The organism is Hyphomicrobium zavarzinii ATCC 27496 (assembly GCF_000383415.1).
Classification (GTDB): domain Bacteria; phylum Pseudomonadota; class Alphaproteobacteria; order Rhizobiales; family Hyphomicrobiaceae; genus Hyphomicrobium_C; species Hyphomicrobium_C zavarzinii.
This window is the reverse complement of sequence record NZ_KB911259.1, coordinates 357,091-379,023: the sequence shown is the minus strand read 5'-3', so window position 1 is coordinate 379,023 and position 21,933 is coordinate 357,091. Positions and strand designations below refer to the sequence as shown.

The window sequence follows — 21,933 nt, the reverse complement described above, 5'->3', positions numbered from 1 at the left end:
GTTAGGAGCCGGAGAATTTGGACGCTTTGCGTGCGATCAAGGCTGAGGCAAGCCCAGCAAAGCGAGGGCTTGTTGAAAGGTGTGCTCCGGTGACTGGCCAGCATCAATGCGCGTCCAAGTGATGGGGCCGAGATCGCGCTCCGCCTGGGCGCGTACGACGGCTTCATTGGAATCAGAAGCGTCGCCCTTGCGGGCTTCGACGCGGGTAATCTGAATTTCGAGAGGCGCGTCGAGCCATAGTCCGGTGAAGGGGACGCCGAGCTTGGCGGCGATGGCGGATATTTTCTCGCGCTCGGCCGGTTTGGCCGACACGCCGTCGAAAATCACGGCGTGGCCCGCCGCGAGTGCCCGCTCTGTCTTGGCGTAGAGCACGGCGTAGACGTCGTCTGAGGCCTGCTCTCCATAGTGCTCGACGGCGAGCCGTTCGGTTTCCGGCACCTCGAACATGCGCTTGCGCTCGACGTCGGTGCGCAACACGAGCGCGCCTGGCGCGGGGCCGATGCGCGGCGCGAGAGCTGCGGCGAGGGTTGATTTTCCGGTTCCCGAGAGGCCGCCCACGGCGAGCAGCATGGGCTGCCCGGGCGCGAGGTAAGCGTTGGCGGCCGTCACGTAACGGGCGGCGCGGGCTGTGTCCGCCTCGTCCTCGCCTTCGGGTTTCTGAAGTGCGCTTTCTAGAGAGACGAGGGCGCGCACGGCGGCGCGGGTGGCGAGGAACAGCGGGAGCGTTGCGAGCCCTTCGATCTCGCTGCCGGTGGGTTCGGCCGACACATAGGCGTTGAGCACGGTGTTGGCGGCGCGCCGGTCTCCTCGGACATCGAGGTCCATCAGCAGGAAGGCGAGATCGTAGAGCACATCGATGGAGGCGAGGCGCTCGTCGAACTCCAGCGCATCGAAGGGCACCACGCGTCCTTCGAGCAGAACGATGTTACCGAGGTGAAGATCGCCATGGCAGCGGCGAACGTGCCCGGCTTCTCCGCGCGCTTCGAGCAGGGGCGCGATGCGCGCCAGCTCGGTCAGGCTCCGCTCGGCGAAAGTGGTCATGAGAGCGGACAAGGAGGGCGGCGCCGCGTCTGTCAGCGAAGCGGCGAGCTGACCGACGGTGTCGAGCATCACGGCCCCGCCGGACGTCCCGCTGGCCAGCGGAACCGTCCGGTGATAGCGGGCTACCATGTCCGCCAGCTCGCGCGCAATCTTGGGCTGCAGGGGACCTTCGGCTGCGATGCGGGCGAGAAGGTTCTCCTGCTCGAACCGGTTCATCACCAGCGCATAGTCCACCACGGTGCCCTCGCTAAAGGTCAGGCGGCCGTCCGGTCCGCGGCTGATGGCGGACACGCCGCCGTAGATCTCGGGTGCATGATCGCGATTGAGCTCCAGCTCCCGTTCGAGAGCGGCGCGGCGCTTGGGCAAGGTGGAGAAATCGAGGAACGGAAGGGTGACGCGTTTTTTGATCTTGAGAGCTTGGCGGCCGGCGAGAAAAATACGTGCGGCGTGCGTTTCAACGATGTCCACCTGCCCGGGGCGGCCGGGATAAGAGGCAGGATCGGAGAGGAACGCGATCACCTCTGCCTCTTCGCGGTCCGATCCCGCGAGATCTTGAGGTCGGCGCTGTCTCGGCATCACAGGGCTCCGGATTTTCGTGCACTATCCTGGCAGCGTCATTGGCGCGCGATTTGAGGCTGGTCAACCCTTCTCGGCGGAGGCCGCCCTAGCTTCTGCTGGCACTTTTGGCTCGGAGCTTGTGATGAAGCGTGCCGTCATCATTGTCGGTCATTCGCGTGCAGGCACGTTCTGCGAGGCGATCGGGGAGGCCTATCGGACCGGAGCCGAGGCGGCCGGACACCACGCGCAGATATTCGTGACGTCCAAGCTTGCATTCGATCCCATTCTGCGCGGCGCGTATGTCGAGGTGCAGCCGCGCGAGCCCGATCTCGAAGCCGCCTATTCCGCCTTGCGCGCGGCCGATCACATCGTGCTCGTGTTTCCGCTGTGGCTGGGGACGCTTCCCGCGATCCTCAAGGGATTTCTCGAACGGATTCTTCAGCCCGAGATCATCGAGCCGGCGAAGACGGGCCAGTTCGTCAAGGTGCTCGCAGGAAGGTCCGCGCGCGTGGTCGTGACGATGGGCATGCCAGGATGGATCTATCGATGGTGGTTCGGCGCCCACGCTCTCAAGATGCTCCGGCGAAATATTCTGGAGTTCATGGGCGTGTCTCCGGTCCGCTCGACGGTGATCGGAAGCGTCGAGCAGATCGGTCCGGCCCGGCGCGCCCGATGGCTTGCCGAGATGCGGCGCCTGGGCGAGCGGCTCTCTTAGTGCTGCCGGCTATTTGCTCGTCTTCGCAAGGAGGTTGGAAAGATAGTCGATGACCGCGCCGATCTCGTCGGGGTCCATGACGAATTGCGGCATGTCCGGATGACCGGAGACGATGCCTTCCGCGAGGGATTCGGCGAGGTTCTCGGGCGGATAACGGTGCACGATCTCGCGGAACGGCGGCGCCTGGGCGTGGGGGCTCTTATCGTCGACGCCAATGGCATGGCAGCGGGCGCAGCGCGATTCGAGCGCGGCGCGGCCTTTGTCGTGGATCGAGGCGTCGGAGCAGGCGGCGATCGGCAGGGCCGCGGCAAGGCATGCGCCGAGTAGCGCGGCCGGGTTTCTCACCATTCGTTCCTCCAACCTTCGCATGGGTGGTGTGCAGGCCGACGCGCCGGACGTTGCCTAATGGCTGGCCGGCTCTTTCAGCGTCATAATATAGGCAATGAGGTTGTCGCGGACATTTTCCGGAATGATGAGGTCCGGCATGGTGGGGTGGGAGGTCTGAAGCCAAACCGCGATCGCCCGCTCCGTCATGCCAGGCGTGTTCGCCACACTGACAAAGGAAGGGGCGGCGAAGTCGGGCGAGACGTCTCCCGATTTGTCCACGGTATGACACTCGGCGCAGTGTGCCTTGGCATATGCCTGCCCCTCGCTTGCGCTTCCGAGGGTGTCGGCGTGGGCTGCAGCGGGGATGAGAAGCGCGGCTGCTGCCAGGCTCCGAAGAGATGCGTGCACGGTAACCTCCATGCTCAAGACGGGAGAAAACTAAAGCGCCGGCGAAAGCGCACCGTTGATCCAACTCAAGACTGCGCTGTCGCCCGGTGCGCAGATGACGCCATTTGCCGGGTGGGGAAGCCACACTGTCAAAAAGCCGAGTGCGCCGATGGCAAGGCCGGCTGCCATGCGCAAGTGCTGGCGCTGTCCTGCGGCGGCGAGCGCGCGAACGCCGAAAGTTGCTGCAAAGAGGCCGGGCAAGGTGCCGACGCCGAACGCCAGCATGGCGAGGGCGCCGAGGGATGCCGATCCCGTGAGCATGGCCATGAAGAGCGCGCCGTAGACCATCGCGCAGGGCATGAGCCCCCACGCGAGCCCTGCGGCGAAGGGAGCCCAGGCGCGTCCCCGTGCGGGCCGGGTGAGGCGTGCGAGGAAATTCGCGACCGGGCTTAAGAGGCGGTCGATGCCGTTCAATGCCGGAAGCAGGCCCGCGGTGGAAAGTCCGATCCACATGAGCGCCACGGCGCCAGCCCATTGCGCCAGCCGGAAGGCAAGCTCCCGGTCGAGCCATCCGACGACCGGAGTGCCGAGAGCGCCGATCAAGGCACCTGCGAGGGCGTAGGCCGTGATGCGACCGCTGTGGGTCAGCGCGAGTGCGTTGCCTTGGCTGCGGAGGTCTCCGGGGCCTGCCGCGAGAAGCAGGCTCGACGAGATGCCGCCGCACATGCCGGCGCAATGCAGCGTGCTCGCAAAGCCGAGGCTCAATCCGGTGACGATGCTGAGGATCACAGGGTCCAAGGAAGGGTGTCCGGTGTTCAACTGACGTAGATCATTCAGCTTCGTATGTCCGGGCCGGGCGCTCCTTGCGCGCGATCAAGCTGATCGGTTTGCCGGTTCGGGTCGTCAGGCGCGCTGGGACGGGCAGCGGATTCGATGAGGGCAGGAACGGCCGACAGGGCGAGCACCCAGAAGACCGCAGATTCGCCATTCAACACAAAGGGATGAAGGAAAAATCCGAGTCCCCACCCGATGACGATGGTGGCTCCGGCCAGTGCGAACAACTGCCCCAGCCATCGCGGGCAGGCCGCATCGTTGAGACGCTTTACAGTGAGCGACGTTGCCGCATAGCCGCATAGGGCCGCCCAGATGAAGGCAGCCATGGTGGGGGCACCGGACACGGCGTTGGCGCTTTCGTCGAACGAGTCGCGATTGAACAGGCCGATGCCGACCATCGTCGCGACAAAGGCCGCGAGCATGCCGATCCACCAGACCTGCCGGTCGATGCGGCCTTTCAGGGATAGGAACAGGTCGATTACGTTCGTCGTCATCTCGCGCGCTCATCCGTGGCTCTGGAAGGGCCGCGTCCCGGTTTGGACTCTTATGACGCGTTGACGAAAGTAAGATGTGTTCTCCGACAGTCTCGTACCTTGACGCGCGTCAAAGTTTCGAACCTCATTTTCCTATCATTAAGAGGAGCGATCGAAAAGCGGAGGGAAGCTGACATGTCGACGAAGGGCCGTTGGTGGATGATGGCGAGTGCGCTGGCTGTTGGTGCGAGCGTGGTGCTGCCGGTGCACGCGCAGGATCAGCCGGAGCCGGTGCAGGAAGGGCCGTGGCGCATCATTCTCAAGGATCAGCTCAAGCATGAAAAGGGCTGTGATCTTAACGAGGTTCTGACCTTCGAAGAGATCCCGCTCGGCGACGACGTCGGCGTTCAAGGCCGCGTCTCTTGCCTCGACAATAGGCAGTTCGACTTCAGCCGCACCCGCAAGCACCAGAAATTCCGCATAGAATTGTGCGAGCCGAGCGTGTGCTGACGGCAGGAGGCGAAGGGGATCATGACCTACAAAACCATTCTCGTTCACGTCACCGGTGAGCCCGAGTTCCAGACGGTCATGGCGCCTGCCTTCGATCTCGCGCGGCGGTGCGGCGCGCATCTCATCGGCCTGGCCGTGGTCCCTCCCTACATACTTCAGCCGTCCTTCGTGCCCGGTGCGACGTCGTCCGTCGTGGAGGAGCACCGCAAGGTGTTTATTGCGGTGGCGCAGCGCCTGAAGGCGGCGTTCGAGACGTCGGCGCGGGAGGCCGGCATCAGCGCCGAGTGGGTGGACGACGATGCGGGCCTTCTGCCCGTCTGGCGGAGCGCGGTGAACTACGGACGCGCGGCCGACCTGATCATTTCCGGCATATCCGACGACGAGGGGACGGAGCAACTCGTGCTCCAGTCGGGGCGCCCGGTGCTCTTCGTTCCCGCCGGTTGCGATGCGGGTGGTGTGGGGAAGCGGATTACCGTTGCGTGGAACGGACGGCGCGAGGGTACGCGCGCCGTTTTCGATGCATTGCCTTTGCTGAAGCAAGCGGATGCGGTGAATGTCGTTTGGGTCAATCCCAAGGACGACAGTGCAACCGTGGACGATGTTCCGACGGGCGATCTCTGCACGGCGCTCGCCCGTCACGGGATCAAATGCGAGGCGGTGGAGCTGTCCGCTCCCGATGCCGCTGTCGGCGATGCGCTCGCGGACTACATGCAGGCGTGGGGCAGCGACCTTCTCGTGATGGGCTGCTACGGCCACTCGCGGTTTCGCGAGTTCGTTCTCGGTGGCGCGACGCGCAAGGTGCTGAGGACAACGGTCCTGCCGGTGCTCATGTCGCACTAGCGAGCGCCTGGGCCTAAGCCCTCTGCGTGCGGTGTCTCAGTGCCGCCGATCAAGAATGAGATTGATGGGGAATGGCGGCGTCGACCGCTCCTTTCTCCATTCCGTCAGCATCGTTCGGTCTGCCGGTGTCAGCAGGCGGGGCAGCATATCCTCGATGCAGCTCTCCGCCACGGCGTGGTGGCGGCGCGCCTCGAACGCGCTGCGCAGGAGATAGCCGAATGTGTCGTAGTTCGTCAGTTCGCCTGCGACCAGCATCTCGATGTACTCACTCACCTCAGTGTGGCGGTCGGCCAGCTCGGTATGCTCGGTGCTGAGGCGGCCGAGCAGGCTCACCGCTTCCTCCAGGCCGCCTTTGTGGCGAATGATGATGGGGAAGAGGGCGGCTTCCTGGAAATCGACGTGCTCCGACCAACTCGGCTCCAGAATTGCACTCAGGCTGCGCGCGAGCCTGAGATCGGCGAGCTCGGGCAAGCTGTCGGCCAATTCTTCGAGCGCGTTGGAGATCTCCTCCTGCAGATGGCGGTCGGCAAAGGTCACATTGCGGGGATCGATGGCGGCGGACGACCTGGCCTCTGCCGAAGCCGGCACGTCGGTGGGCGGAACGGTCGGGCCAGACGCTCGCTTCGGCATGGGGGCTCCTCGCAGGAATGCCGCCAAAGCTAGCGTCAGTATGCCGGATGCGGATTGATTAAAATCATATGCCGAGTGCTGTTGTCGGCTTTATTCGTGAGTCTGCCCTCATCTCTCGTGCTTGTTACATTCTCTCACAATTCATCACGAACGGCGCATATCGGCGGTTCCAAGACCCTTTTTAATCCTCTCCAGCGCAAATCACGGCGAGGAGAGATCGATGCTCGGAATTCAGACCGTAGAACCCCGCTCTTTCCGCCCCCAGGCCCCCAGAATTTCCACTTCGCCGGCCGCATCCAACAGCCTCGACGAGCGTTTGTCGCACGCAACCGTGCGCAAGCTCGAGAGCAAGGAGCATGTCTTCTGCGAGGGTGATCCGCGGCTCCACGTGTTCCGGGTCGAGGAAGGCGTGATCGCCATCTACAAGACGCTTTGTGACGGCCGCCGCCGGATCATCGATTTCGCTTATCCGGGCGACCTCATCGGTCTCGGCGCGCTCGACGAGCACATTCTGAGTGCTCAGGCGACCTGCACGTCGAAAGTCCGTTGCCTCTCGGCCGCAACGCTCGAAAGCCTCGCGGAGAGCGACGCCAATCTCGCGCTCAAGCTTTACAAGTCGGTTTGCCAGGAGCTTGCCGCGACGCGGAGCCTGCTCGTCACGGTGGGGCAGCGTAGCGCGGTCGAGCGGGTGGCCTCGTTCCTGCTCGCGCTCCATCGCCGCTCAGGTGAAGCCGACGATCATACGGTCACGCTCGCGATGCGCAGAAGCGATATCGCGGATCTCCTCGGGTTGACCATCGAGACCGTGAGCCGCACTCTCACCAAGCTTCGCACGATGGGCGTGATCGGCGTCGAGCAGGGTGGCACGACCGTCACGCTTTGCGACGTCGTCCGCCTTACGGATCTCGCCAACGAATAAGCCCGTAAGCGCCCCGCGTTTGCGGGCTTTGCTGATTTCCGTCAATTTGTTGCGCTGACGCCCTTCCGTATCGGGATGGGGTGTCAGCGCGCGTCTTCTTTTTCGAGCTCAGGCATCCGAATTTTGAGGCCATGCTCGTCGTCGAGTGAGCCGATGCATACCCTGCGTCCGATTGTTTCGATCTCAGCCGTGTTGATCGCAGTCAAAGCAGTGCAGGGGTCACATCATCATCAATCTCAGAATGGTTCAAATTGAACGCACGTAGGGACGGGCAAGGGGCAGCCAATGAAATCAACCAGTGAAGAGGTTATTGCAGTCTCCGGCGCGTTAGGGGTCATGTCCGCAGCCCTTTTCGCGATCCTGGGCGGAGTGCTGGCTTTCGCCGGCCTCGACGAAGTCATCCGGATCCACGGTCTCCTGATCGCGGTCGCCGCCATCGGCGCCGGACTTTACATCATGGCCAATCCGCGCAAGGGCGGGCTTGAGGAACAGCAGTCCTACATGGACGGGCCCATCAAGTTCGCCACGCTCGCCGCGGTGTTCTGGGGCGTGGTCGGGTTTCTGGTGGGCGATGTCATCGCCTGGCAGCTCGCGTTCCCGGTGCTGAACTTCGATCTCCCTTGGACGAACTTCGGGCGACTGAGGCCGCTGCATACATCGGCGGTGATTTTCGCGTTCGGCGGAAACGTTCTGATCGCGACCTCGCTCTACGTGGTGCAGCGCACGTCCCGCGCGCGCCTCGCGGGCTACTGGACGCCGTGGTTCGTGGTGTTCGGCTATCAGCTTTTCATCGTGCTCGCCGCGACCGGCTACATTCTCGGCGCGACGCAGAGCAAGGAGTACGCCGAGCCCGAATGGTACGTGGACCTTTGGCTGACGATCGTGTGGGTTGCCTATCTCCTGGTGTTCCTCGGAACGCTCTGGAAGCGCAAGGAGCCGCACATCTACGTGGCGAACTGGTTCTATCTTGCCTTCATCGTCACCATTGCGATGCTGCACATCGTCAATAATCTGGCGATTCCGATCTCGCTGCTCAGCTCCAAGAGCTATTCGCTGTTCGCAGGCGTTCAGGATGCGATGACGCAGTGGTGGTACGGCCATAACGCGGTCGGCTTCTTCCTCACTGCCGGCTTCCTCGGCATCATGTACTACTTCATCCCGAAGCGGGTGGAGCGGCCCGTGTACTCGTACCGTCTCTCCATCATCCACTTCTGGAGCTTGATCTTCCTCTACATCTGGGCTGGCCCGCATCACCTTCACTACACGGCGCTGCCGGACTGGGCGCAGACGCTCGGCATGACCTTCTCGATCATGCTGTGGATGCCCTCGTGGGGCGGCATGATCAACGGCCTGATGACGCTTTCGGGCGCCTGGGACCGTCTCAGAACGGATCCGGTGGTGCGCTTGCTCGTCGTGTCGGTGGCCTTCTACGGCATGTCGACCTTCGAAGGTCCGCTCATGTCCATCAAGGCGGTGAACTCGCTCAGCCACTACACGGACTGGACCATCGGCCACGTGCACTCGGGTGCACTGGGCTGGGTCGGCATGGTGTCTTTCGGCGCCATCTACTGCCTCGTGCCGTGGCTCTGGAAGCGTGAAGGTCTCTACTCGCTCCGCCTCGTGGAGTGGCACTTCTGGATCGCGACCATCGGCATCGTTCTCTACATCTCGTCGATGTGGGTGTCGGGCGTGATGCAGGGCCTCATGTGGCGCGCCTATGACCACCTGGGCTTCCTCACCTACTCCTTCGTCGAAACGGTCGAGGCCATGTACTGGCCGTACATCATCCGTGCGACGGGCGGTCTCCTGTTCGTCATCGGCTCGCTGATGATGGCCTGGAACGTCTGGAAGACGGTGCAGGGCGCCAAGCCGGTCGACATCAAGCAACAGCCTCGTGTCGCCGCCGCTCCGGAGCTGCGCACCGGTCTCTTGGCCCATCCGGCTGAGTAAGGGGGACAATCAGTCATGAAGCATGATTTCTTCGAAAAGAACTCCATGGTGCTTCTGGTGGGCATCCTGATCGTGGTGTCGATCGGTGGCCTGATCGAGATCGCACCCCTGTTCTTCCTCGGATCGACCATCGAGAAGGTGCAGGGGATGCGTCCCTACTCGCCGCTCGAGCTCGCGGGACGGGACATCTATATCCGCGAGGGCTGCTACAATTGCCACAGCCAGATGATCCGCGCGCTGCGAGATGAAGTGGAGCGTTACGGCCACTACAGCCTCGCCGCGGAGAGCATGTACGACCATCCGTTCCAGTGGGGCTCGAAGCGCACCGGTCCGGATCTTGCGCGCGTCGGCGGCAAGTACTCGGACGCTTGGCACGTGGATCATCTCAAGGCACCGCGCGAGGTGGTCCCTGCTTCCGTGATGCCTGGCTATCCGTTCCTTGCCGCGCGTAAGCTCAACGGGGAGGACATCGAGCAGAGAATGAAGGCGCTCAGGCTCGCCGGCGTGCCTTACACCGATGAGATGCTGGAGAAGGCCAAGACCGATCTCATTGCCCAGACCCAGCCGGATTCGAAGGAGGCGAAGGGCGTGCTCGAGCGCTATCCCAAGGCTCAGGTGCGCAAGTTCGACGGCAATCCCGAAGGTCCGGCGACGGAGCTCGATGCGATGATCGCCTATCTGCAGATGCTCGGAACGCTCGTCGACTTCACGAAGTTCGACGCGGCCGGACCCAACTTGCGGTGAGGAGGAGCCTATGAGCTACGAAAATCTTTCCGCGGCTTCTCAGCTAATTGCGATGGGCATATTCGGCGCGGTCTTGCTCGGCGTCGTCATCCACGCACTGCGTCCTTCCAACAAGGCGCGGTTCGACGCTGCGGCACGTCTTCCGCTCGAGCATGACGATGTCACTGGGGAGCAGTCACATGGCCGGAAATAAGGAAATCGATGCCGTCACCGGCGTCGAAACGACGGGACACGTCTGGGACGGAGATCTCAAGGAGCTCAACAAGCCGCTGCCGAAGTGGTGGCTCTACGTTCTCTATGCGTCGATCGTCTGGTCCATCGGTTACTGGGTGCTCTATCCCACGTGGCCAGGAATTGATGGCTACACGCGTGGTATCCTCGGCTATAGCCAGCGCGCGGAGGTGATGAAGGATGTCGCGCTCGCCAAGCAGAGCCAGGCCTCGTTCCTGGAGGCGATCGCTTCCAAGCCGATCGAGGAGATCGAAAAGAACCCGGATCTCATGGAGTTCGTTCTGCGGGGCGGCGCCACGCAGTTCGGAAACAACTGTGCGCCGTGCCATGGCAAAGGCGCGCAGGGCTTCAAGGGCTATCCCAACCTGAACGATGACGATTGGCTCTGGGGCGGCTCCAACGAGGCCATCCAGAACACGATCAGCTACGGCATTCGCTCGGGCCACGAGAAGGCTCATGAAGGTGCGATGCCGCGCTTCGGGCTCGATCAGCTTCTGACCAATGCGCAGATCTCGGACACGGCTGACTACGTTCTCTCCCTTTCGGGCGCTGCGGGTGATGCCGCGGCGATCGAGCGCGGCAAGGCCGTGTTCGCGGAACAATGTGCGGCATGTCACGGCGCGGATGCAAAGGGTAACCTGGAACTCGGCGCACCGAATCTCACCGATGCCATCTGGCTCTACGGAGGACGGAAGGCGGATGTCGAGGAGACGGTTCGCAATGGCCGGGGTGGCGTGATGCCCGCGTGGGAAGGCAAGCTCGATCCCGTCACCATCAAGATGCTTGCGATCTATGTCCACTCTTTGGGTGGCGGTAAGTAACAGGAGGCGGAGACCGCTGTGACGAACATGGAGCCGGTATCGGTCAGCAAGAACGGCACACCTGCCGAGGCTGCGCCTGGAATCGCTCGTATCGATGTCGCGGCGGTCTCGTCCAAAGCACTCCGCTCGCTCTACGGAACGCGGCAGAAAATCTATCCCAAGCGTGCGAAAGGCACTTTCCGGTCCATCAAGTGGCTGGTGATGGCCGTCACGCTCGGGATCTACTACCTCCTGCCCTGGTTCCGCTGGGATCGCGGCCCGACCCTTCCCAACCAGGCGTTCCTGCTCGATTTCGCCAATCAGCGTCTCTTTTTCGGTCCGATCGAGATCTGGGCGCAGGAGCTTTATTTCATCACCGGCATCCTCGTGATCTCGGCGCTGGGCCTGTTTCTGGTCACCGCCATCGCCGGACGCATGTGGTGCGGGTACGCCTGTCCTCAGACGGTGTGGACCGACCTCATGATCGCGGTCGAACGCTTCTGGCAGGGCGATCGCAATGCGCGTATGCGGCTCGACAGCGCGGGATGGACGTTCGAGAAGATCTGGAAGAAGACAGCGACCCACGTCACGTGGCTTTTGATCTCCCTCGCGACCGGCGGCGTGCTGGTGTTCTATTTCCGCGATGCGCCGACGCTTGCGGGCGAGCTTATTCGCGGCGACGCACCGATTGTCGCCTATGTCTTCCTGGGGGTCTTTACCGCGACCACGTATCTTCTCGGCGGGATCGCGCGCGAGCAGGTCTGCATCTACATGTGCCCGTGGCCGCGTATTCAGGCGGCGATGTTCGATGCGGAATCGCTGCTCGTCTCCTATCACGACCACCGGGGTGAGCCTCGCGGTCCCCATAAGAAGGGGCAGTCTTGGCTCGATCGTGGCGATTGCATCGACTGCAAGGCGTGCGTGGCGGTCTGCCCGATGGGTATCGACATTCGCGACGGCGCTCAGCTCGAGTGCATCCAGTGCGCGCTCTGCATCGATGCGTGCGACGATATCATGGGCAAGGTGGGACGGCCGAAGGGCCTGATCTCGTACGATACTTTCCTCAACGTCGAAGCGCCGGCAGGCGCCGAGCGTTCTCCCGTTCGCTTCGTGCGCCCTCGCACTGTGCTCTATTCGGTGCTGATCGCTCTAGTGATCGGTCTGATGGGCTGGGCCTGGATGGCGCGTTCGACGCTACAGGTGAGCGTGATCGCCGATCGTAACCCCATTTTCGTAACGTTGTCTGATGGTGGAGTTCGCAACGGCTACACGGTCAAGATCCTCAACAAGACACATGCGCATCAGCAGTTCCGCGTGGGGGTCGATGGCCTTGCTGGCGCGCACGTCTCGATCGTCGGCTTCGATGGAAGCGACACGCCTTTGACGGTGGAGGCAGACAGCGTTCGGGCTTATAAAGTTTACGTTTCGGTTCCGCCGGCCTTGCGCCAGCAGCTCAGCAGTTCCACGAACCTCAAAGTGAGCGTGACGAACGTCGAGAGCGGCGATACGGTGATAACCGACACGACATTCAGGAGCTCTGGACAATGATGTTCTCCTCCCAACCTTCGGGGCCAAGGCGCGGGCTCACCGGAACGCATGTGCTGATGTCGCTCGTCGGCTTTTTCGCCGTCATCGTGGTGGCGGACGCGACGCTCATCTACAAGGCGCTCACGACGTTCGGCGGCGTCGATAACGTGAACGCATACCGGGATGGGCTCGCCTACAACCAGCGCATCGAATCCGATACCCGCCAGTCGGCACTCGGCTGGGAAGAGGGCGTCGAGCTCGGCGGCGATCCCCTTCGGCTGCGCGTGTCTCTCAAGGATCGGGAGGGCGCGCCCGTCGCCGGCAAGAAGCTCGTCGCCGAAGTGGGACGCCCGGCGACGAACCGGTTCGACAGCAAGCTCAACCTCGTCGAGGTCAATCCCGGCATATACGAAGCCATGCTCGAAACCGCAGGGCAGGGTACCTGGATCGCCGACGTGCAGGCCTTTTCCAGCCATGACGCCGCGAAGCCGGACTTTCAGGTTCGGAGGCGGCTGTGGGTCGCGCCTTAGATATTCCCCTTCAAGAGCTGAGCGGGCGTGACGCCGGACGCGGTGAGCCGCCCAAGACCGAGACTGCCTCACTGGTCGTCGAGAACATGCATTGCGGCGCGTGCATGTCCTCCATCGAGCGCGCGTTGCGCAAGGTGCCGGGTGTCGTCGACGCGCGTGTGAACCTTTCGGCCAAGCGCGCGTCCGTCACTTTCCATCCGGATGAAGCGCAGCCTCAGGTTCTGATCGACGCGCTGGAGCGGGCCGGATTCAATGCCGCCGAGGCGCCGGAAACGGCCGTCAACCTCGCCGAAGCGCGCGCGAACGACCTGTTGCGCCGTCTCGGCGTGGCGGGTTTTGCGGCGGCCAACGTCATGCTGCTCTCTGTGTCGGTGTGGGCCGGAGAAGTCAGCGATATGGACCGGGCGGCCGCCTCTCTCTTCCACTGGCTGTCGGCGCTGATCGCGATGCCGTCGATCGCTTATTCGGCGCAGCCCTTCTTCCGCTCGGCGGGGGGAGCGTTGCGGGCGGGCCGGCTCAACATGGATGTGCCGATCTCTCTCGGCATCCTGCTGGCCACGGGCATGAGCCTGTTCCAGACCATTCGGGGCACGTCGCACGTCTATTTCGACGCCGCCATCATGCTCACGTTCTTCCTGCTCATCGGACGCTATCTCGACGAGCAGGTGAGATTGCGCGCGCGGAGCGCGGCCGAGAACCTCATCGGTCTCAAGGCGCTCACGGCGCTCGTCATCGGTGCGGACGGCACGGCTCAGCGCGTGCCCGCCCGCGCGCTCAAGCCGGGCATGCGGATCCAGGTCGCGGTCGGAGAGCGTGTTCCTGTCGACGGGCGCGTCATCGACGGCACGACGGATATCGACGCGAGCCTCATTACGGGCGAGACGCTGCCCGCTACCGTTGCGCGGGGCGGCACCGTTCACGCCGGAACCGTCAATCTTACGCGGGCGATCACAGTCGAAGCGACGGCCACCGACGAGAGCACGTTGCTCGCGGAAATCGCGCGTCTCATGCTCTCGGCCGAGCAGGGGCGTGGGCAATACGTGCGTCTCGCTGATCGCGCCTCTCGTCTCTATGCGCCGGCCGTGCATGTGCTGGGGGCTGCGACTTTCATCGGCTGGATGCTGTTGGGAGCTGGCTGGGAACCTGCGCTCACCAACGCCGTTGCCGTGCTCATCATCACCTGCCCCTGCGCGCTCGCGCTGGCGGTTCCTGCCGTTCAAGTGGCAGCGACGAGCCGGTTGTTCGGGAAGGGCGTCATCGTGAAGGCCGCCGATGGGCTCGAGCGCCTGTCGGAGGTCGACACCGTCGTTTTTGACAAGACCGGAACGCTCACGCGCGGCGAGCCCGCGCTTCGCAACGCAGCCGAGATCGGCGACGAGACATTGCGTTCGGCCGCGGCGCTCGCGATCTCGAGCCGGCATCCCTATTCGAAGGCGGTCGTGCGCGCGGCGCGTGACCGGGGGCTCGAGATCGTTCCCGCAGCAGGCGTGTCTGAGGTTCCAGGATCTGGACTGTCGGTGAGCGGAGGCGATGGCGAACGTAGGCTCGGATCTGCGGAATGGGTCAAGGGCAGCACGCCTTCTGATACGAAACGCAGCTCGCTCTGGTACGCTGTTGGCGGCGGCCGCCCCGTCGCGTTCCATTTCGAGGATGCCGTGCGCCCGGATGCTCACGAGGTCGTCGCGCGGTTGCGCAAGGCGGGTTACAGCGTGTGCCTGCTCTCGGGCGACCGGCGCGAGGCCGTCGAGGCCGCTGCGCGCGAGGTCGGTATCACCGACTGGTGGGGGGAGGTTCGCCCGGACGGCAAGATCGCAATGCTGGAGCATCTCAAGGCCACGGGCCGGCGCGTGCTGATGGTCGGTGACGGGCTCAACGACGCTCCGGCGCTGGCGGCTGCACATGCTTCGCTGTCCCCGTCTTCGGCTGCGGATATCAGCCAGACCGCGGCGGACGCGGTGTTCCAGGGTCAGCAGCTCACGCCCATTCTCGATACGCTCGAAGTCGCGCAGGCGTCGCAGCGCATGGCGGTTCAGAATTTTGCCATCGCACTCGCCTACAACGTAGTGTCGGTGCCTTTGGCGATGACGGGCCATGTCACGCCGCTGATTGCCGCGCTCGCGATGTCGCTCTCGTCGATCGCGGTGACCGGCAACGCTTTGCGGTTGAGACGCCGGAGGCTCGTGCTGGAACGCGTGGGAGGCAAGACATGACTGCGTTGGCTTGGCTCATTCCGTGCGCACTCGTGCTAGGGCTTCTCGGGTTGCTCGCTTTTCTTTGGGCGCTCAACTCCGGTCAATTTCAGGATCTCGAAGGCGCTGGCTGGCGGGCCATTCAGGACGATGACGCGCCCACGCCGCCCGACGATCCCTCTCAGCGCCGCGGCTGATCGCGGGGCCGGCGCAATCTACACGTTCGTTTTCATGCGTGCGCCGGGCGGGCCGCCGAGGTCCAGCGTCACGTGGCGGAGCGTGATGTCGTCGGGCACCGTTTCGATGCGGAACCCGAGGTCGCGGCACATGTTCAGCATGGTCATGTTGGTCGCGAGGATCTCCCCGAAGATCTGCTGCAGGCCTTCCTCGCGGGCGTAAGCGACGAGGTGCTGCATCAGCAGCCAGCCAAGACCTTTTCCCTTCAGATCCGACCGGACAAGCACCGCATACTCGGCCCGCAGGTAGTCGGGATCTGCGGCGAGGCGGCCCACGCCTAGCAACTCGCCGTCCGGCTGGGAGAGGGCCACGAACGCCATTTCGCGCGCATAGTCGATCTGGGTGAGGCGGGCGATGAAGCGGTGTGAGCGATCCGGCTTCATGGTGAAAAAGCGCATGTGCGCATCCTCGGGCGTGACGCGCTCGAAGAAGCGATCGTAGAGCGCTTCGTCTTCGGGGCGCACGGGGCGCAAATGGATCTTGCCGATGCGGGGCAGTTCCAGGTCCTTTTCCCATTCGGCGGGATAAGGCCGGATCGAAAGCGGCAGGCGCGGCTGCGTCAGCGCATCCGCCACGCGCATGCGGGCATCGAGCGCGATGCACCCTTTTTCGTCCGCCAGAAGGGGATTGATGTCGAGCTCGCGGATCTCGGGATGATTGGCGATCATGTAGCTCACGCGGACCAGCACCTCGGCGATGGCGTCGAGATCGGCGCGCGGTCGGTCGCGGTAGCCTTGCAGGAGACGGCTGATACGTGTCTGGCGGATGGCGTCATGGGCCAGCATCAGATCGAGCGGCGGCAGCGCGCGGGCCGTGTCCTTGATGACCTCGACGGCTGTCCCGCCCGCGCCGAACAGCAGGGTGGGGCCGAACGTGCGGTCCACGCTCATGCCAACGATCAGCTCGTGTGCGCCGGGCCGCTCGATCATTGGCTCGACGGTGAAGCCCTCGAGGCGGGCATCAGGGCGGATGCGTGCGACGTCGGCCAGCATGGCACGGGCCGCCTCGCGGGCCTCCTCCGGGCTTCTGAGACCGAGACGCACGCCGCCGACGTCGGATTTGTGGGAGATGTCGTCCGATAGAATCTTGATCACGCAGGCGCGCGTGGTCTGCAATATCCTCTCTGCGGCTGCGGCGACGGCTTCCGGGTCTTTGGCGATGATCGTGTCCGCAACGGGAATACCGTAGGCGGAGAGCACGGCCTTCGATTCTTTTTCCGTCAGCATGAACCGGCTGCGGGAGAGGGCGTTCGCGATCACGGCGCCCGCGCGCTCGCTGTCGAAATGGAGGTTGCCAGGCGACGTGGGCGGCGTGCGCATCAGCTCGTTCTGAGAGCGCTTGTAGGCAACTAGCTGCATGAAGCCTTCGATGGCTTCGGCGGGGGTATCGAACGTAGGAATTCCGGCCTTGGCGAAGCGGCGGCGTGCCTCGGTAGCGGCGCTGTCTCCGAGCCAGTTGGTGAGCACGGGCTTTCTCTGCCCGAGCATCCGCGTGTCGGCGGCATGCGTGCGGATGATGGCGTTGGCGTTGTCCTCGCTGGAGGCGAGCGCGGTGGGGCAATTTATGACGAGAACGGCATCCAGCGCCTTGTCCTGAAGGAGGATGTCGAGTGCGGCCGCGTAGCGCTCGGGGCCGGCGTCTCCGATGATGTCGATGGGGTTGCCTCTGGACCAGGTGGGCGGCAGCACCTTGTGGAGCGCCGCAAAGGTCTCCGGGGTCAGATTGGGCGGCTCGACGTTGAAGTCGGCGAGGCGGTCTGCAGCCAGCACGCCTGCGCCTCCGCCGTTAGTGAGAATCGCCAACCGCTCGCCTTCGAGCTTCGGTGTGAAGGAGAGCATCTCGGCCGCGCTGAACAGCGAATCGAGATCGCCGACGCGAACGAGCCCCGCGCGCCGGAAGGCGGCATCGTAGACAGCGTCCGAGCCGGAGAGGGCGCCGGTATGGGAGTGGGCGGCCCTGGCGCCGGAGGCATGGCGGCCGGATTTGAGCACGATGACGGGCTTGGCGCGGGCGGCCCGGCGGGCGGCGGTGAGGAATTTGGGAGCCTGGGTGATCTGCTCGACGTAAAGCATGATCGCCTTGCTTTCCGGATCGCCGGCGAGGAAATCCAGGAGATCTCCAAAATCGACATCCGCCATGTCGCCCATCGAGACGACCTTGGAGAAGCCGATGCCGCGGGCATGGGCCCAGTCGATGACCGCCGTTACGAGGGCGCCCGATTGCGACATGAACGCGAGATCGCCCTTGAGCGGCATGCGATGGGAGAAGCTGGCGTTGAGCCCGAGGCGCGGCATGAGAACGCCGATACAATTCGGACCGACGATGCGCATGCAGGCCGGACGCGCGGCCTCGAAGGTCTTGAGGCGAAGCTCGCCCTCTATTCCGGCTGTTATGATGACGGTGGCGCGTGTTCCCTTGGCGGCAAGCTCGGCCACGATCGAGGGGACTGTCTTGGGGGGTGTTGCGACGATCGCGAGATCGGGCGTGCGCGGCAGCGCGGAGACGGAGGGGTAGCAGACCGTTCCGTCGATCTCCGTATGGTGTGGATTGACGAGAAAGACTTCACCCGCAAAGGTGCTGCTATCAAGGTTTCTGGCAATGATGCGCCCGATGCTGCCCGGCTGAGGGCTTGCGCCTATGAGCGCGACGGTTCTCGGCGAAAACAGGAACTCGAGGTTGCGAACCGTCATGCAAAAGCCTCTTCGATCCGGTCACGCGACGTGGAGGATGCGCTGCGAGTAAACGCGCGCAGTTTGCACAGTCAAGCCACTGCATTGAATGCGGCTTTCGTCTCGTATCGGAAGGAGATGGCTTGAATACGGAGGGATTCGCGGCCGTGCGTCATCAGGCGACTCGACGCGCTCGAGCAGCTATCCTCAGCACTCTTGCCTTTAGCACGGCTCAGTGACGGATTTCCTGCATCATGCGCGCGAGTGCGGCGCGGTTGCAGGTCTCCGACGTGCATTCCGCCCCGCAGCACTCTGTATCGGCTTCCTGGTCCGGTTCTTCCGCGGGCCGCAGCGGCGCCGTGAAGCCCTCGGCCATCGCGCGTGCGAATACGGCGGGCTGGCTGGCCAAGGCCATGCTCGTCTGGGAGGCGGCTTCGAACACTGCTCCGTTGAAGGTGATCCATGCATCGAAAACCCTCATGAACGGCGTTTGCCATGCGTCGGCTTCGAGCATTTCGTCCAAAGTCTGTGTCATCGGGAGCCTCGTGTGGATGTGAAAGCAAGGAGCTCGATGGGGAGGATCAGTTGGGGGGGGCGGTTATTTCGTGGGTCAGCAGCACCTCACAGCCCGCCTCCAGCAACGTCCGGGACGTCGCGAGGCGTTGCTCCGGTGTCACCGTACGTACAATGACGACAGCCGCTCCGCTGGAGACGCGCTGCACCAGATGCTGGAAAAGCCTCTGGGTTCCGAGCGTGCCGGATTTCAGCCCCTCGGGCGTCCGGATGCTCTCCCACAGAGCCTTGAACGGGGGTGTCGCGTCCACTAGCCGTCGCGACGTGAGGCCAAAGCCGGTGAGATCGCTCGCCGTGCAGCGGAGCGCGCGGGCATGCGGCCGAATGCCGTCCACCAAATGGGGGATGCCGTCCGAAACGAGGAGCGCGTCGCAATCCCGCGCGGACGTGTCCGCGAGGTGCTCGATGGCTTCGCTTGCAGCCGGAACGAGCGGGAATATTCCAAGCACGAAGGTTTGCCGGGTATTCGCAGCGCTTACGTCGAGCGTCTCAGGCGGCGTACCGGCACTCTCAGCACCCTTAACGGGGATCTTAGCGGCCTTCGTCACCAAACGCTCTCCGGTCTCGGATTCTCGAATTTGGCGATGCAAATACATTCTTTACGAACCATGACATTTGGCGCGCTGGCCAATGTGGATTAGGGACATAAGATGGGATCAGCGTCCCAGGCGTATGGTCCGATTGTGAGATTGTGTATCACGATGTGTCAGTCGCCTTTTTTGGGCGCCTGTCTCCAGCGTTCTCGAGGGTTTCGGTTCGGGTGAGCGACGGATGTCTCAACAGCCTCAGCAAGAGCAAGTTCTGATCGTGGACGACGAGCCGGATATTCGGGCCTTGCTGCGCGCGGGGCTCGAAGCGGAAGGTTTCGGCGTTCTGGAAGCAGGAAACGGGGCCGAGGCGCAGGCGCATCTTGACCAACAGCCCGTTGCGCTCATGACGCTCGATCTCAAGCTCGGCGGCGAGGATGGCCTCAAGCTCGCCCGCGACTTCCGGGCGAAGCGCAATACGCCCATCATCATGATCACCGGAAAGGGCGATCCCATCGACCGCGTCGTCGGCCTCGAGCTGGGCGCGGACGACTACATTTCGAAGCCGTTCCTCATGCGCGAGGTGATCGCGCGCATCCGTGCCGTGCTGAGGCGCTATGTGGCCGCCGAGGAGGCGGAGCCCGTGGTGGAGAAGCCGGACGGGAGCCGTTTCACGTTCGACGGGTGGACCATCGACATGAAGCGGCGCGAGGTGCGCGATCCCAAGAGCCGGATTTCCGAGCTCACGACCGCCGAGTTCAATCTGCTGGCGATCTTCGTCAAGCGTCCGGGGCGGGTGCTGTCACGGGACGAGCTGATGGATCTGCTCAAGGGCCACGACTGGACGCCGATGGATCGCTCGATCGACGGTCTGGTTGCCCGCCTGCGCAAGAAAATCGAGCCGGAAAGCGAGCGGCCTCAGCTCGTCAAGACTGTTCGCGGCGTGGGTTACGCCTTTGCCGGTGCGGTGAAGCGGGTGTAGCCGCTTCCAGGTGCGAGAAGACGAGCGCCTAGCCGCTCGGCGCGCGGAGCGCGTTGCGGAGTGCCTTGGCGAGATCCGCCCTCGGATACGGCTTGCGCAGGATCGGTGCATCAATCAGCTCGGCGGGATCGTTGCTCGCCTCCTCGGCGGCATAGCCGGTGGTGAGGATGACCTTGATGTGCGGGGCATTGTCCTTCGCCCAGCGGGCCAGATCGTAGCCGGACATGCCGCCCGCCATCACGATGTCGCTCAGGATCACGTCCACAGGCTCGCCGCTGTCGATCAGGCGGACCGCGTCCGGCCCGTTCTCGGCTTCGTGTACGACGTATCCAAGACCTTCGACCCGCTGCAGTGTCAGCTCGCGAACCTCGGGATTGTCCTCGACGACGAGCACGACCTCGCAATTCTCGGAAAGCGGGATCGGCTCGGCCGCGTCGGGCCGCACCGTATCCGCGTCGGCCGCTGCGCGCGGCAGGTAGAGGCTGACCGAGGTGCCCTTGCCGAGGGTGCTGCTAATTGTGCAGTAGCCGCCGGATTGCTCTGCGAAACCGTAGATGGTGCTGAGGCCGAGGCCCGTGCCTCGCCCCGGCTCCTTGGTGGTGAAGAAGGGCTCGAAGGCTCGCTCCATCACCTCTGGCGGCATGCCCTGTCCCGTGTCGCTGACGGTGATCAGCACGTACTCGCCGGGCCCTATGTTCGCCGGGATGTCGGCGGCCGGAGCGTTCTTCGTCTCGATGATGAGATCGCCGCCTGCCGGCATGGCGTCGCGCGCGTTGATGGCGAGGTTCAGGATGGCATTCTCGAGCTCGCTCGGGTCGGTGCGGGTGTGCCAGAGCTTGCCGGCAAGGACGGTGGTGAGCGTGATCGGCTCGCCGAGGGAGCGTTTCAGGATCTCCGTCAGGCCCAGTACCAGATCGTTGACGTCGATCACCTGTGTCGTCAGGCGGCGGCGGCGGGCGAAGGTCAGCAGGCGCTTGGTCAGGGCGGCGCCCATGTCGGCCGCATCGCTGGCGCGCTTCAGGTAGGCACGGGAGGTCTCGTTCTCGAGATCGTATCCGAGAAGCTCCAGGTTCCCGGTGACGATGGTGAGAAGATTGTTGAAGTCGTGGGCGATGCCGCCGGTGAGCTGGCCGAACGCTTCCATGCGCTGGGCTTGGATGAGGGCTGCCTGGGTTTCCTCGCGGCGGTGTATCTCGGCCTCGAGATCCCGGGTCCGGTCGGCGATGCGCTGCTCCAGCTCCGTGTTGGCGAGCGCGAGGGCGGCTTCGGTGCGCTTACGCTCCGTCACATCCCGCAGCACGACCATGTAAACTTTTTTGCCGCCGACCTGCTGCTTGGCGATGGAGGCTTCGGCCGGAAACTCCGTACCGTCCTTGCGCAACGCAAAGATCTCGCGCCGGTCGCCCATCTTGCGTGCCGCGATGGGGGAGGCGGAGAAATCCGCGACGTGGTGATGGTGAACGTCGTGAAACCGCTCGGGAATGAGCTTTTCGAGGGAGTGGCCGATGATCTCTTCGGGCACGTAGCCGAAGATCGCCGTCGCGCCGTCGTTGAAAAGCGTGATGCGGAACTGGTCGTCGAGGGAGATGATCGCGTCCGCCGCGATGGTCAGAATGGCCGAGATCTGCGTTTCCGCGATCCGCAGCGTCTCGGTCGGGTCGCGTCTCGACGTCGGTGGCGGATGGGGCGTGTCGGCCATGGCCTCTCTCGAAGCTGGGGTAGGACGCGTTGCGGTCTTCG

23 protein-coding genes are annotated in these 21,933 nt (G+C 63.8%); 13 read left to right on the top strand and 10 right to left on the bottom strand.

Features of this window, described 5'->3' with window-relative positions:
• Window positions 1–36: 36 nt before the first annotated feature.
• Window positions 37–1,617, bottom strand: coding sequence for a bifunctional aminoglycoside phosphotransferase/ATP-binding protein (locus F812_RS24265; RefSeq protein ID WP_020087033.1), 1,581 nt, complete (start codon window positions 1,615–1,617; stop codon window positions 37–39).
• Window positions 1,618–1,741: 124 nt separating this feature from the next.
• Here F812_RS24265 and F812_RS0116180 point away from each other — a divergent pair, with 124 nt between their 5' ends.
• A complete protein-coding gene (locus F812_RS0116180; RefSeq protein WP_020087032.1) occupies window positions 1,742–2,314 on the top strand; it encodes an NAD(P)H-dependent oxidoreductase in 573 nt (190 codons plus the stop codon).
• Between the two features lie 9 nt (window positions 2,315–2,323).
• Here F812_RS0116180 and F812_RS0116175 read toward each other — a convergent pair whose 3' ends face one another.
• Genes F812_RS0116175 through F812_RS0116160 form a run of 4 tightly spaced genes read right to left on the bottom strand, consistent with a single transcriptional unit; the run spans window position 2,324 to window position 4,356 of the window.
• On the bottom strand, window positions 2,324–2,662 hold the full coding sequence (locus tag F812_RS0116175) for a c-type cytochrome (RefSeq protein WP_020087031.1): 339 nt from the start codon (window positions 2,660–2,662) through the stop codon (window positions 2,324–2,326).
• Window positions 2,663–2,716: 54 nt separating this feature from the next.
• Window positions 2,717–3,049, bottom strand: a complete 333-nt coding sequence (locus F812_RS0116170; protein ID WP_245257693.1) for a c-type cytochrome — start codon at window positions 3,047–3,049, stop codon at window positions 2,717–2,719.
• A gap of 30 nt (window positions 3,050–3,079) precedes the next feature.
• On the bottom strand, window positions 3,080–3,817 hold the full coding sequence (locus tag F812_RS24260) for a sulfite exporter TauE/SafE family protein (protein ID WP_020087029.1): 738 nt from the start codon (window positions 3,815–3,817) through the stop codon (window positions 3,080–3,082).
• A 44-nt stretch (window positions 3,818–3,861) separates the two neighbouring features.
• Window positions 3,862–4,356: a DUF805 domain-containing protein gene (locus F812_RS0116160; protein WP_020087028.1), complete on the bottom strand. Its 495-nt coding sequence runs from the start codon at window positions 4,354–4,356 to the stop codon at window positions 3,862–3,864.
• A 174-nt stretch (window positions 4,357–4,530) separates the two neighbouring features.
• Here F812_RS0116160 and F812_RS0116155 point away from each other — a divergent pair, with 174 nt between their 5' ends.
• Entirely contained in the window at window positions 4,531–4,845 is a 315-nt protein-coding gene (locus F812_RS0116155) for a hypothetical protein (protein WP_020087027.1), read from the top strand.
• A 21-nt stretch (window positions 4,846–4,866) separates the two neighbouring features.
• Entirely contained in the window at window positions 4,867–5,685 is an 819-nt protein-coding gene (locus F812_RS0116150; protein WP_020087026.1) for a universal stress protein, read from the top strand.
• A 36-nt stretch (window positions 5,686–5,721) separates the two neighbouring features.
• Here the strand turns inward: F812_RS0116150 and F812_RS0116145 are convergent, their stop codons facing one another.
• Window positions 5,722–6,315 (bottom strand): hypothetical protein, encoded by a 594-nt coding sequence (locus F812_RS0116145; RefSeq protein WP_020087025.1) that lies wholly within the window; start codon window positions 6,313–6,315, stop codon window positions 5,722–5,724.
• 220 nt (window positions 6,316–6,535) lie between these two features.
• Between F812_RS0116145 and F812_RS0116140 the strand changes: the two genes are divergently transcribed.
• The 9 genes from F812_RS0116140 (at window position 6,536) to ccoS (ending at window position 15,402) form a co-directional block, all read left to right on the top strand.
• Window positions 6,536–7,234, top strand: a complete 699-nt coding sequence (locus F812_RS0116140; protein ID WP_020087024.1) for a Crp/Fnr family transcriptional regulator — start codon at window positions 6,536–6,538, stop codon at window positions 7,232–7,234.
• Window positions 7,235–7,570: 336 nt separating this feature from the next.
• Window positions 7,571–9,184, top strand: coding sequence for a cytochrome-c oxidase, cbb3-type subunit I (ccoN, locus tag F812_RS0116130; RefSeq protein WP_020087022.1), 1,614 nt, complete (start codon window positions 7,571–7,573; stop codon window positions 9,182–9,184).
• A gap of 15 nt (window positions 9,185–9,199) precedes the next feature.
• Complete coding sequence (gene ccoO / locus F812_RS0116125) at window positions 9,200–9,928, top strand: cytochrome-c oxidase, cbb3-type subunit II (protein ID WP_020087021.1); 729 nt, start codon at window positions 9,200–9,202, stop codon at window positions 9,926–9,928.
• A 10-nt stretch (window positions 9,929–9,938) separates the two neighbouring features.
• Window positions 9,939–10,121 (top strand): cbb3-type cytochrome c oxidase subunit 3, encoded by a 183-nt coding sequence (locus tag F812_RS0116120; protein WP_020087020.1) that lies wholly within the window; start codon window positions 9,939–9,941, stop codon window positions 10,119–10,121.
• Window positions 10,108–10,980 carry a cytochrome-c oxidase, cbb3-type subunit III gene (ccoP, locus tag F812_RS0116115; RefSeq protein WP_020087019.1) on the top strand — a complete coding sequence of 291 codons (873 nt, stop codon included), beginning with the start codon at window positions 10,108–10,110 and terminating at the stop codon, window positions 10,978–10,980. The genes F812_RS0116120 and ccoP overlap by 14 nt, the downstream gene beginning before the upstream one ends.
• A 27-nt stretch (window positions 10,981–11,007) precedes the next feature.
• A complete protein-coding gene (gene ccoG, locus F812_RS0116110) occupies window positions 11,008–12,507 on the top strand; it encodes a cytochrome c oxidase accessory protein CcoG (RefSeq protein ID WP_020087018.1) in 1,500 nt (499 codons plus the stop codon).
• Entirely contained in the window at window positions 12,504–13,016 is a 513-nt protein-coding gene (locus tag F812_RS0116105) for a FixH family protein (protein ID WP_026868192.1), read from the top strand. The genes ccoG and F812_RS0116105 overlap by 4 nt, the downstream gene beginning before the upstream one ends.
• Window positions 13,001–15,226 (top strand): heavy metal translocating P-type ATPase, encoded by a 2,226-nt coding sequence (locus tag F812_RS0116100; RefSeq protein WP_245257692.1) that lies wholly within the window; start codon window positions 13,001–13,003, stop codon window positions 15,224–15,226. The genes F812_RS0116105 and F812_RS0116100 overlap by 16 nt, the downstream gene beginning before the upstream one ends.
• Window positions 15,223–15,402: a cbb3-type cytochrome oxidase assembly protein CcoS gene (gene ccoS / locus F812_RS0116095; protein WP_020087015.1), complete on the top strand. Its 180-nt coding sequence runs from the start codon at window positions 15,223–15,225 to the stop codon at window positions 15,400–15,402. Before F812_RS0116100 ends, ccoS begins: the two co-directional genes overlap by 4 nt.
• Window positions 15,403–15,420: 18 nt before the next feature.
• Here ccoS and F812_RS0116090 read toward each other — a convergent pair whose 3' ends face one another.
• From F812_RS0116090 to F812_RS0116080, 3 genes are all read right to left on the bottom strand, one after another.
• A complete protein-coding gene (locus tag F812_RS0116090; protein ID WP_020087014.1) occupies window positions 15,421–18,132 on the bottom strand; it encodes a bifunctional acetate--CoA ligase family protein/GNAT family N-acetyltransferase in 2,712 nt (903 codons plus the stop codon).
• A 211-nt stretch (window positions 18,133–18,343) separates the two neighbouring features.
• A complete protein-coding gene (locus F812_RS0116085; protein ID WP_020665385.1) occupies window positions 18,344–18,646 on the bottom strand; it encodes a hypothetical protein in 303 nt (100 codons plus the stop codon).
• A gap of 46 nt (window positions 18,647–18,692) precedes the next feature.
• Window positions 18,693–19,232: a hypothetical protein gene (locus F812_RS0116080; RefSeq protein WP_156827461.1), complete on the bottom strand. Its 540-nt coding sequence runs from the start codon at window positions 19,230–19,232 to the stop codon at window positions 18,693–18,695.
• Window positions 19,233–19,455: 223 nt separating this feature from the next.
• Here F812_RS0116080 and F812_RS0116075 point away from each other — a divergent pair, with 223 nt between their 5' ends.
• Complete coding sequence (locus F812_RS0116075; protein ID WP_020087011.1) at window positions 19,456–20,193, top strand: response regulator; 738 nt, start codon at window positions 19,456–19,458, stop codon at window positions 20,191–20,193.
• Window positions 20,194–20,221: 28 nt separating this feature from the next.
• Here F812_RS0116075 and F812_RS0116070 read toward each other — a convergent pair whose 3' ends face one another.
• The gene (locus F812_RS0116070) at window positions 20,222–21,892 is read right to left on the bottom strand and encodes a hybrid sensor histidine kinase/response regulator (RefSeq protein WP_020087010.1); all 1,671 of its coding nucleotides are present in this window, start codon (window positions 21,890–21,892) and stop codon (window positions 20,222–20,224) included.
• Window positions 21,893–21,933: the final 41 nt, after the last annotated feature.